At 57.4% G+C, this 11585-nt stretch carries 9 protein-coding genes; 5 read left to right on the forward strand and 4 right to left on the reverse strand.

What is annotated here, in order from left to right; all coding sequences use genetic code 11:
* Positions 1-48: 48 nt before the first annotated feature.
* A complete protein-coding gene (gene hcp / locus WCS52_05290) occupies positions 49-1698 on the reverse strand; it encodes a hydroxylamine reductase (protein MEI6166589.1) in 1650 nt (549 codons plus the stop codon).
* A 144-nt stretch (positions 1699-1842) separates the two neighbouring features.
* Here hcp and WCS52_05295 point away from each other — a divergent pair, with 144 nt between their 5' ends.
* From WCS52_05295 to pabB, 3 genes are read left to right on the forward strand one after another with little or no spacing between them, the layout of a single operon-like run.
* Positions 1843-4038: an ATP-dependent DNA helicase RecQ gene (locus WCS52_05295; GenBank protein ID MEI6166590.1), complete on the forward strand. Its 2196-nt coding sequence runs from the start codon at positions 1843-1845 to the stop codon at positions 4036-4038.
* A 44-nt stretch (positions 4039-4082) separates the two neighbouring features.
* Positions 4083-4802 carry a PTS sugar transporter subunit IIA gene (locus WCS52_05300; GenBank protein ID MEI6166591.1) on the forward strand — a complete coding sequence of 240 codons (720 nt, stop codon included), beginning with the start codon at positions 4083-4085 and terminating at the stop codon, positions 4800-4802.
* Positions 4799-6538 carry an aminodeoxychorismate synthase component I gene (gene pabB / locus WCS52_05305; protein MEI6166592.1) on the forward strand — a complete coding sequence of 580 codons (1740 nt, stop codon included), beginning with the start codon at positions 4799-4801 and terminating at the stop codon, positions 6536-6538. The genes WCS52_05300 and pabB overlap by 4 nt, the downstream gene beginning before the upstream one ends.
* On the opposite strand, the gene WCS52_05310 is transcribed toward pabB, so the two are convergent.
* Both WCS52_05310 and WCS52_05315 read right to left on the reverse strand, forming a co-directional pair.
* Positions 6525-7688, reverse strand: a complete 1164-nt coding sequence (locus WCS52_05310; protein MEI6166593.1) for a pyridoxal phosphate-dependent aminotransferase — start codon at positions 7686-7688, stop codon at positions 6525-6527. The two genes, pabB and WCS52_05310, sit on opposite strands and share 14 nt — an antisense overlap.
* The gene (locus WCS52_05315) at positions 7678-8844 is read right to left on the reverse strand and encodes a nucleoside-diphosphate kinase (GenBank protein MEI6166594.1); all 1167 of its coding nucleotides are present in this window, start codon (positions 8842-8844) and stop codon (positions 7678-7680) included. The genes WCS52_05310 and WCS52_05315 overlap by 11 nt, the downstream gene beginning before the upstream one ends.
* Before the next feature lie 150 nt (positions 8845-8994).
* Between WCS52_05315 and WCS52_05320 the strand changes: the two genes are divergently transcribed.
* Positions 8995-9651 carry a response regulator transcription factor gene (locus tag WCS52_05320; protein ID MEI6166595.1) on the forward strand — a complete coding sequence of 219 codons (657 nt, stop codon included), beginning with the start codon at positions 8995-8997 and terminating at the stop codon, positions 9649-9651.
* Complete coding sequence (gene nth, locus WCS52_05325) at positions 9648-10382, forward strand: endonuclease III (protein ID MEI6166596.1); 735 nt, start codon at positions 9648-9650, stop codon at positions 10380-10382. The genes WCS52_05320 and nth overlap by 4 nt, the downstream gene beginning before the upstream one ends.
* Here the strand turns inward: nth and WCS52_05330 are convergent.
* Positions 10309-11049 (reverse strand): hypothetical protein, encoded by a 741-nt coding sequence (locus WCS52_05330; protein ID MEI6166597.1) that lies wholly within the window; start codon positions 11047-11049, stop codon positions 10309-10311. The genes nth and WCS52_05330 overlap by 74 nt on opposite strands.
* Between the last annotated feature and the right edge of the window lie 536 nt (positions 11050-11585).

Below are 11585 nucleotides of genomic sequence, written 5' to 3' on the forward strand. Positions count from 1 at the left end.
CCTATTGACTCCCAACTTTGGACCCGCAACGTTCAACTTTGAACGCGCTTAATTCCCGGCCAGCGTCGCCTTAAGGTCGGCCTCCACGGTGGTGATGGGTTTGATGGCGAATTTCTCCACCAACACATTCAACACCGCGGGTGTTACAAAGGCAGGAAGACTCGGTCCGAGCCGGATATTCTTGATGCCTAAATGCAACAGGGTAAGCAGAATGCAGACGGCCTTCTGTTCGTACCAGGACAGGATCATCGACAGGGGCAGGTCATTGACCGTGCAATTGAACGCCCCGGCCAGCGCGCTGGCGATCTTGATGGCCGAGTAGGCATCGTTGCACTGCCCGATGTCCAGCAACCGCGGCAGACCGCCGATGCTCCCGAAATCGAGCTTGTTGAACCGGTACTTCCCACAAGCCAGCGTGAGCACCATGCAGTCTTTCGGGACCGCCTGGGCAAACTCCGTGTAGTAGTTCCGTCCCGACTTGGCCCCGTCACAGCCACCGATCAGGTAGAAGCGCTTGATGGCACCCGACTTGACCGCATCGATCACCGTCCCGGCCACACCCAGCACCGCGCCGTGTCCGAAGCCGACCAGGATGGTTTTTTCCGGCTCATCCGCCGCAAACCCCGCTGCCGCCAGGGCCGCCTCGATCACCGGCTTGAAATTGCCGTCGGCAATGTGATCCACACCCGGCCAGGCGACCAGGCCGCTCGTGAAGATGCGGGCCTTGTAGGTGTCCTTCGGCTTCTGGATACAGTTCGTGGTCATCAGGATGGCGCCCGGGAATTCATCAAACTCCTTGCGCTGATCCTGCCAGGCTCCCCCGTAATTGCCGGCCAGGTGCTTGTATTTCTTCAATTCGGGATACCCATGCGCAGGCAGCATCTCACCATGCGTGTAAATGTTGATGCCCTTACCCTCGGTCTGCTTCAGCAGCAATTCCAGATCCTTGAGGTCATGCCCCGAGACCAGGATGGCCTTGCCCTTTACAGAAGTAATCCGGACAGGGGTCGGGACCGGGGTCCCATAAGCGCCCGTGTTGGCCGCATCCAGCAATTCCATCACCCGGAGATTTACTTCACCGGTCTTGAGGGCATAGCCCAGCAGCTCGTCCATGGTCGGGTTGGCCTTAACCAGGAAATCAAGGACCTCATGCATGAAGGCATAAACGGAACGGTCTTCCTTGCCTAGCACCCGGGCATGCTCCGCATACGCGGCCGTTCCCTTGAGCCCCAGCAGAATCAGGTCCTGCGTCCCGGCCACATCCGCGCCGAGTGCGGCGGTACGCTTCTCGGTCGAGATCGCCTCACCCTGGCTGATCAACCCCTGAAGATCCGCGGCAGGCGTCCATTGCGCCGGGCCCGTCACCCCCTCGACAGCCACTCCTTTGGCCTTACATGCCGCTTCGTATTGCTTCCGGATACTGTCCTTGATCACCGCCCCCTGGCGGATAATCCCCTCCAGGCGCTTGGGATCAAAATTGACATTGGTCACTGTGGTGAACAGCGCCTCGATCACATACACGTCCGCCGCCTGATCAACCACCCCGAGTTTACGGGCACGGTGCGCCATCTGGCTGATGCCTTGCGCCACCATGACCAGAAGGTCCTGCAGGGCGGAGGTTTCGGGATCTTTTCCACACACCCCGAACGAGGTGCAGCCCGTGCCCTTGCCGGTCTGCTCACATTGATAACAAAACATGCTACTCATAACTTCGGTCTCCTTGTTGTTGATTTCTTCACTGGTCTCTCAAAACAGCGCTCATTATGGACGCCCTGTCATGGATTACCTTGATTCACATCAAGGTTTTACAATTTTTCCCCCAATGCTACAATGTGGCCTTTTATGACTCATTTAAATATTAATAAAATACAGGATCCGCCCGGGCACCCTTTAGCCCTGGAAGCGTTGCTGTCGAAACATTTCGGATTCTCCCATTTTCACGCCGGACAAAGAGAACCCATCGAGGCGATTCTTAACGGGACGGACACCGTGGTCGTCATGCCGACCGGTGCGGGCAAATCGCTCTGCTTTCAATTACCCGCCATGATCCTGGAGGGGATCACCCTGGTGGTCTCGCCCCTGATTTCCCTGATGAAGGATCAAGTGGACGGACTCACTGAACGCGGCCTGCCCGCCACCAGCCTTAACTCCTCGCTCTCCATGGAGGAGGTGGCCGACCGGGTGGCCGACCTGCGTCAGGGCCGGACCCGGCTAGTCTATGTGGCCCCGGAACGGTTCCGCAACCGGAGCTTTCAAGCCCTGCTGGCCGACCTCAAGGTGGCCTTGATCGCGATTGACGAAGCCCACTGCATCAGCCAATGGGGCCATGATTTCAGACCTGACTACATCCGCCTGGGTTCAGTCGTTAAACAATTCCCCTCCGCGCGCGTCATGGCCTTGACCGCAACCGCCACCCCGGAGGTCCGCACGGACATTGCCAAGCAACTCGGGCTTGGGATGGATGGTCGCGCCGCCCCTCTGGTCATTGTCAGCGGGTTTCGCCGCGACACCCTCCGGCTAGTAGTCAGCCACGTCTCCTCGCACACCGATAAAATGCGCCGCATTGAGACCATCCTTGCCCGCTATCCCACGGGCATCATTTATTGCAGCACCCGCAAACAGGTGGATCGGGTCGGGGTGATGCTGGGTGAAAACAAGATCAAGCACCTGGTTTACCACGCCGGGCTCACCCCGGAAAAACGGGCTAAGGCCCAGGAACAGTTCATGAGCGGGAAAGTGCCGGTCGTCGTGGCCACCAACGCCTTTGGCATGGGCGTAGACCGCTCGGACCTGCGCTTTGTCATCCACTGGGATGTGCCTGGCAGCATTGAGGCCTATTATCAGGAAGTCGGCCGGGCCGGGCGTGATGGCCAGTTATCCCATTGCGAGCTGCTTTACAACTACGCCGATGTCCGGACCCAGGAGTTTTTCCTCGATGGCTCGAATCCGGACCCCACCACCATCCTACACACCTGGGCCGAAATTTACACCCTGCTGAAAACCGGCGGGTCCCAAACCTGCTCGCTGGACGAGTGGGCGGAACAGATCAAATCAACCGACAACAAAATCACCGTCCACACCTGCATGGGCCTGTATGAACGCTGCGGCCTCATCTCGCGTGAAATCCTGACAGGCTCCCGCTGCTATACTACCTCGCTGATTGAACCCGCGGACCTCACCCGGCTGAAGGAGGCGATGCCGACCCTTGAGGAAAAACGGCGCCGGGATCTGCGCAAACTGGATTTGATGCTCCGTTACGTCAGTTCCCGCAGCTGCCGCCACCATTTCATTCTCGATTATTTCGGCGACAAGGAAACCCTGGCCACCGCCTGTGGCCACTGCGATTTCTGCGGATTTGACTCGGCGATCCCGGCCCGCCCTCCCACTGAAGCCGAATGGCCGCTCATCCAGAAACTACTGAGCGGGGTAGGCCGGCTGGACGGGCGGTTCGGACGGAACACCATCCTCGCCGTCATGACCGGCTCCCGGGCCAAAGAGATCCTGGAGCGCAATCTGAACGACATCTCGACCTATGGGGCGCTGGCCGGTTCCGCTCCGGATGCCCTGAAGGCTATTTTTGATGAGCTGGTGCGGGCCAAGGCGATCCAGCTAAGTCCGGATCAATATGCCACCGCCTCGTTAACCGCCCTTGGCCGGGAAATCGCCTGGCGTCGCGCCACGGTGTCCATGAACTGGCCCGTCCAGGTCACGCACCTGACCAGCAAGGAACCGGATCACCGGCGCAAGCCCGCGCGCGTCAACTCGAAGTCCACCCACCGAGCCGCCCTTCCGGATTCCTTTGACCGCGTGCTGTCGGCGGTCGAGGATACCCTGTTTGAGGAGCTGAAAACCTGGCGCAAGGACGAATCCTTTCATCAGGGGACCCTCCCCTATCTGATCTTCAGTAATAAGACCCTCAAGGCCATCGCGATTGTTAAGCCGAAATCACATTCAGAACTCGAGCGCGTTCCCGGAGTCGGGCCCGCGAAACTCGAGGCCTATGGCGCCGACCTCCTGCGCCTCATTGCAAGAAGGTGAATGTCGAGTTGCTTCAGGGTACGGGTTTTGGCAGAATCTCCGGCATGCCCCATCGAGTCATGAATGTCAAAGAGATTGCAACTTACCTCCATGTTGCACCCGCACGAATTGAATTGCTGATCAAAGAGAAGGAGATCCCCTTCCAGAAACAGGGGGACCGTTTTGTGTTCCGCCGAGCCGAAATTGATGCCTGGGCCTCCCAGCGCATCCTTAAATTTTCCTCCAAAAACCTGGCGAATTACCATTCGCAGACCTCGGCCAAGGTGAAAGAATTCGCTCCGGACGTCACCATGATGCCTCAACTCCTCACCCGGGCGCGCATCAACGGGGACATGCCCGCCAAGACCCGTTCATCCGCCATCCGCTCCATGGTCGCCATGGCGGTGGCCACCGATCTGGTTTCGGATGAAGCAGACCTGCTCACGTTAATCGAGGAACGCGAAGCCCTGTGTTCCACCGCCCTGCCGGGTGGCTGGGCCGCTCTCCATCCCCGGCATCATGACCCCTATATGTTTACCGAATCGTTCATGGTGGTGGGGCGCACGATTCAGCCGATTCATTTCGGGGCCCAGGACGGTCTTCCCACCGACATTTTCTTTCTGCTTTGCTGTCAGGATGACCGGCTTCACCTCCATACCCTGGCGCGATTATGCTCCCTCTGCATGGAAACCCCCTTATTGGAAACCTTGCGCCAGGCGGATTCAGGCCAGGAGATGCTGGACGCCATCCTGGAGGCTGAACAGGAAATCATTCGTCGCCTGTGAGCAATGCTGTCCTCATCCACGATCCCTCCCTCGGGCGCTGGCTGGCCTTCGAACACCCCATACGGATCCTGACGGCCTCACGTATCGAGGAGGTGATGCCGCTCCTTCGAGAAGTGGAAGCGGCGGTCAACGGGGAAAAGCTCTATGCCGCGGGGTTCCTGAGCTATGAGGCCGCCCCGGCCTTTGATCCGGCCTTAACGGTTCGGCCGGACCCGTCCGGATTTCCCCTGCTGTGGTTCGGCCTTTACCAGGAGCCCACCTCCTGGAATCCCCGGGATCCCGTCCCCATCTCTCATGATCCCCCGCTTCACTGGACCCCGTCCCTCTCCCGGGCAGACTACGCTCAGGTCATTGCCCGAATCCGGAACTATCTCTATTCAGGCGAAACCTATCAGGTCAACTATACCTTCCGGCTGACCACTCCCTTCCGTCAGGAGCCGCTGCCGCTTTTCGAAACACTGGTTCAGGCGCAGGGCGCGCATTACTCGGCCTTCATCGATACCTCAGACTTCGCCCTCTGCTCCGCCTCCCCCGAACTCTTCTTCCGCCTCAACGGGACCCACCTGGAATCCCGCCCCATGAAGGGCACCATGAAACGCGGGGTCACCACCCAGGAGGATCAGGCCAACGCCCAGAGACTACGGGACTCACCCAAAAATCAGTCAGAGAATGTGATGATAGTGGATATGGTGCGAAACGACATGGGGCGGGTGGCGGAAAAAGGACAGGTTTCGGTGGATCAGCTTTTTAAAGTGGAGCGGTATCCCACCGTCTGGCAGATGATTTCCACCGTTTCTGCCCGGACCCAGGCCTCCCTTTGCGACATTTTATCGGCACTCTTTCCCTGTGCTTCGATCACCGGTGCCCCTAAACCCAGGACCATGGCCCTCATTACCCGCGAGGAACTCACTCCCCGCCGGATCTATACCGGGGCCATCGGGTATCTGGCGCCGGACCGTCAGGCGCAATTCAATGTTGCCATCCGGACGGTCCTGATTGATAAGACGCAAGGAGTCGCCGAATATGGCGTGGGCGGCGGGATTGTCTGGGATTCTGTCAGCGGGGACGAGTATGACGAATGCGGGACCAAGGCCAAAGTGCTATGTGACCCACCCGTGACGTTCCAACTCCTGGAAACGCTGCTTTGGACCCCGGGCGAGGGAATTTTCCTGAAGGACCGGCATTTAGCACGGCTTGAAGATTCCGCGAATTATTTCGATTTCACCTTCTCAAGGGAGGCCATTCGCAGCCAACTGGATGCCCTGAAGTTGGCCGGGCCGGCCCGGATCCGGCTTCTCGTGACCCGCTCAGGAAGCGTCACCCTGGAATCATCCCCCTTCGCGCCGGGACCCGAAACCCGCCCGGTCCGTCTGCGGCTGGCGCAGCACCCGGTGGATATCACCGACCGGTTCCTCTACCACAAAACGACCTGCCGGCAGGTATACGAAGCCGCCAGACAAGGGGTCACGGATTGCGACGAGGTTCTGCTCTGGAACGCCGCAGGGGAGTTGACAGAATCCACCATTGCCAATCTGGTGGTGGATCTCGATGGCGAACGTCTGACGCCGCCGGTTTCCTGCGGGCTCCTGGCGGGAACCTTCCGGGCCGAACTGCTTGCGCAAGGAGCGATCAAAGAAGCGGTCATCCGCCTCTCTGATCTCCCTCGCATCCGGACGTTTTACCTCGTCAACTCCCTGCGAAAATGGCGGGAAGCAAGGTGGCTTACAGCGTCTTGATAAATCGTTCGAGGCAGATCATTCCCGCTTCGATATTGGCCATGCTGCAGGCATACGAGAGGCGGATATGCTCATCGGCCCCAAACGGCAGACCGGGCACCACCGCCATCTTTTCCTGCTCCAGCAACTTTTGCGAGAACTCGATGGAAGAGAGCCCAAAAGCGGAGATGTTGGGAAACACATAGAAGGCCCCGGCCGGTTTCACACAGGTAATCCCCTTCATGGCCGTCAACCGCTTGTAGAGATACTGGCGGCGCTCATCAAAGGCGACCACCATTTTGGAGACGCAATCCTGAGGTCCGCGCAAGGCCGCTACGGCCCCATATTGGGCAAACGTGTTGGGCGCGGAGGTGCTATGACTTTGAAGCGCAGAAGCCGCCTTCACCAGTTCAATGGGGCCGGCAAAATAGCCCAGCCGCCAGCCGGTCATGGCATACGGCTTGCTGAAGCCGTTCACCGTAATGGTGCGCTTGAAGATCTCAGGGGAGAGCGACCCGATACTGACCGCTTCAACCCCGTCGTAGACCATGCGTTCATAGATCTCATCCGAGATGATGGAAAGGTTGTGCTTCACCGCCACTTCAGCCAGCGCGCGAAGTTCCTCGCGGGCATAGACCATTCCGGTGGGATTGGACGGGCTGTTCAGGACAATCGCCTTGGTCCGTTTCGTGATGGCCGCTTCCACTTGCGAGGCGGTCACTTTGAGTCCATGCGCTTCACTCCCCTGCACGAAGACCGGTTTGCCACCCGCGACGCGGACCATTTCAGGATAGCTCAACCAGAACGGAGCAGGAATGATGATTTCGTCACCCTCACGGCAGAGCGCCATGAAGATATTGAAGAGGGAGTGTTTGGCCCCGTTACTGACCAGAATCTGATCCACCTTGTAGGAGAGCTTATTCTCACTGGCAAGCTTATCCGCAATGGCGACGCGGAGTTCCATGATGCCATCATTGGGTGCGTATTTGGTCTTCCCTTCACGCAGGGCTTTCGCCGCGGCTTCCTTGACGTGTTCTGGCGTGTCGAAATCCGGTTCCCCAGCCCCGAAACCACATACTTTTTCGCCTGCCGCCATGAGCGCCTTGGCCTTGGCATCAATGGCCAGGGTCAACGAAGGCGCGATCGCGCTTACCCGTTCATTAAGCTCCATAGTACTTCTCCACCCATTCCTTTATTGTATCTTTCTGGACATCCACAATCTTCATTTCCCTGGCTGAATTTTCCGGCGAATCAGACGCATGAGCGGCGTTGACCATAATATCACTGCCATATTCACGGCGCACGGAACCGGGTTGTGCTTTGGCCGGGTCGGTGGGGCCCAGCAGGTACCGGATGTTCTCCACGGCGCTGATCCCGCGATAGACCAGGGCCAGACAATTCTCAGAGCCGGTCTTGGCCTTATCGGACTCCGCCACTTCCGAGGGGCGGAAGCCGGTCATAAACTTCACAATTTCCTCAAATTGCCCATTGCCGGCAATGGGCCCGATATGCTCCCCGATCACGGCCTTGGTATCCTCGGGAATCGCAAGCCCGAACGATTTTTCGAGCAACTCCCCGGCCCGCTGGGCCATAATGCCTTTAAATTTGTTTTGCAGGATAGCTCGCACCGGGCCGTAAAATTCCTCCGCCTGGGCCACCGTCATGGCAAATTTCCGGACCCCGACAATCCGGAGTCCTGAGCGCGAGAGCAGGTCAATGATATGGCCGGGGCGCACGCTGGGAAAACGGAAATTATCCGGCTTAATCAGCACGAGGGTCGTCTGACTGCCTTCCGCGTTGGCTGAATCCGCACTATTGTCGATGACCCCGCCATCCGTGTCGGAATACTCGGCCCACAACCGCAACACCGAGGCGGCCCGCTCCACCGAGGGCGCCACCAGAACCGCCGGCTCAAAATAGCGGACCTGCCCCGGCGCATCCTCAATATAATCCCCATAGGTATCACGGATGGTTTCACCGTTGACCCAGCCGGCCCTCAAATGCCCGGTCGCTTCGCGCACTTTCTGAATCGCGTTCTCGCCTTCAAAAACCAGCAGGATGACACGCCGGCGCAGACCGGTCACGGGGTCAGGGGAATACGATTTGCGAACATATTCACTCAATAACCGGGCGAACTCAGGCTCCGCCTGATTACTGTTGAGCAGAGAGTCGGCATACCGGGTAACCAGCTCCTGGCTGGGGCCATACATCCGTGCGGCGGCCAGATCGAGGCCCGTGCGGCTCATCAAGCGGCCGATGACGCCCCCTGTCCTGGATTTGGAGATCGTATAAGGGTTGATTAACGCAAACGCCAGTTCCTGAGCCATAAAATTCTCCTCTAAACAAAAATATAATTGCCGCGCAGTATCTTAATCTCACTCCCTTGAATCAAGCTTAAACGCCTCTGCGCTGACAATAATATTGACATAACGGGGCCCCAGGAACATTGTTTAACCACTTTCTGAAGGAGGTGTATCATGCCGATTCGCATTGTTCTCTGTGATGACCATCAGATTATCCGCGAGGGATTACGCTCACTTCTGGAAAAACAACCCGACATGAGTGTCGTTGGCGAGGCGCTGAACGGGATCGGCGCCATTAAACTGGTGGCAGAGAAGAAGCCGGATATCGTCATTCTGGACATTGCCATGCCGGAAATGAACGGCATCGCCGCGGCCCGCCGGATTTTCGAGGACCACCCCAAGGTCAAAATCCTTGCCCTTTCGATGCATTCCGACCACCATTTTGTGACGGAAATGCTGGAGGCCGGTGCCTCAGGCTACATGCTGAAAGATAGCGCGTTCGGCGAGTTGACCAACGCCATCCGCACCATTATCTCCGGCGGCCTGTTTATCAGCCCCCATATCGCAGGGAATGTGCTGGAAGAGTTCGCACGCCGTGCCAAGCCCGGGCGGGTTACGCGCCGCCATGTCGTCCAATTGAGCCAACGGGAGAAGGAAATCCTGCAACTCATTTCCGAAGGCCACAGCACCAAAGAGATCGCCTCAAAAATCAATGTCAGCGTCAAAACGGTGGAGACCCATCGCCAGCATATTATGCAAAAAGTGGGGGCTCACAATGTGGCCGCCCTCACCAAATATGCCGTTCGCGAGGGAATCACCAGCCTGGAATGACCCGGCGGCCCCTATCCATGGATAAAAAAGCCCTTTCCCGCATCTATTCCGGACTCAAGCGGTATTTCGGGAAAACACAAAGCCCGGTGGTCCAGTTCATGGAAGTCAGGACCCTTGACCCCTTCCGGGTGCTTGTGGCCACCATCCTGAGTGCCCGAACCAAGGATCAGACCACCACCCTCGTCTCCGAACGCCTGTTCAGTAAAATCAAAACTCTGGATGAACTGGGCACCCTTTCCGTGAAAGAGCTTGAAACCCTTATTTTTCCCGTTGGCTTCTACCGGACCAAAGCCCGTATGTTAAATCGACTGCCCGGAGTCGTTCAGACTCTTTTCGGCGGCGTGATCCCTCAAACTATTGAGGAGCTGGTCAAACTCCCGGGCGTCGGCCGCAAAACGGCCAATCTGGTGGTGACCGAGGCTTTCGACAAACAGGGGATCTGTGTCGATATCCATGTCCACCGGATCAGCAACCGGCTGGGACTACTGAAAACGAAAACACCGGCGGAAACGGAGACGGCGCTACGCAAGCTCCTGCCCCAAAAATACTGGAAAACATGGAACCGCTATCTGGTCGCCTTCGGGCAGACGCTCTGCACCCCGCTTCGCCCGAAATGCCAGGGGTGCCCGATTTATAAAGACTGTGCCCGCGTGGGAGTCATTCCACCATCATCAGCATCCCGGGGTGCCGGATTATCAAAAAAAGTGAAGGCCATTGCCCGGGGTCAATAAAATCGGCACTTGAAGTCCAATGAGTTGAGGCATCGATGGCGCCAAGCAGTTCGCCGACCTTGCCCGTCCTGATTCCGGAGTAATAACCATTGTCCCAATTCCCGGCATGCACCGCCGTATGGGCGTTGGTGGACAGGCCCGGCGGGATATAGCTGGTGTTCACATCCCCTCCATTCAGGTTATCCCACCCTTTGTTAGCGAAATTCAAGCCGAACAACATGACAGCATTTGAAGGGTTACCATGCCAGGGGGTTGCTTCCCCGGCATTGGAGACAATCGTTCCCGTGTAGGCGAAGATCTGATCCCCTGCCGCACTTAACGTCAGTCCGCCGCCGGACAGGCTTCCCACGCTCCAGCATTTCTGGGTTCCGGCAACCCACGAGACCACGGACCCCGCATTAAGGCCATTCGTGCTGGTCCACGTCAGAGGGCCGGGGGCGACGGCCCTCCCGAGATGGTCGCCCCACCGGAACCAGCCGTTACTGACCGATGAATTGGTAAAGTGGATGGGCGTATTGGGCGGGATGTCACACAGCGCCAGCCAGGCGAACGAATCGGTGGTGTCGGTGTTGTAGGCCACCACCGCGATGTCACCCGCCCGTAGTTGCGCAAAACCCGGCTGGCTCATGCCGACCACCCAAGCGACAAAAATGAATATTAATCTCAACTAATCACCATCTGGCTTTAACTAGCTAGATAGTTATTATTTAAATATTATTAAGTCAAATAAATTAATGCCTCGGGAGCTGACCAATCTTTAATGGAGGACGCTGCCCTGCCCTGCTCCTTACACGGATTAAAGAAGAAGACTTCACCACCATTCAAGAAATTGAAATAAATTCAGATTCAACCGAAGAAATCAAAAATGTTGCGGCATTATTAATTCGGGGCGCTCTTTCTGTCGGGTTAAACGGGAACGCGTTATGGTCTTCCCAGAATTAAAAATCCCGCAACGGTTTTCCCGGGGACATTAAAGAATCATAGCGAGATCTCGCCCTTGAGATTCTTCATTTCCCCTGATGTCCGGGGAAACACGTTTGGCGATTTTTCGTGGCTGGCTCGTTACAGGGGAACCTGCCATGCCTATATCGCGCCAAGCCAGACATGACAAATCGCCAAACATTTTGGGCGCTTTTGAATTTCTTTCATTCCCGCCAGCCATTAGCCAATGCAACAGCATTGGCTAATGGCTGGCGGGAATCT

The sequence above is a fragment of the bacterium genome (assembly GCA_037128595.1).
In the GTDB taxonomy this organism is placed as follows: Bacteria; Verrucomicrobiota; Kiritimatiellia; order CAIKKV01; family CAITUY01; genus JAABPW01.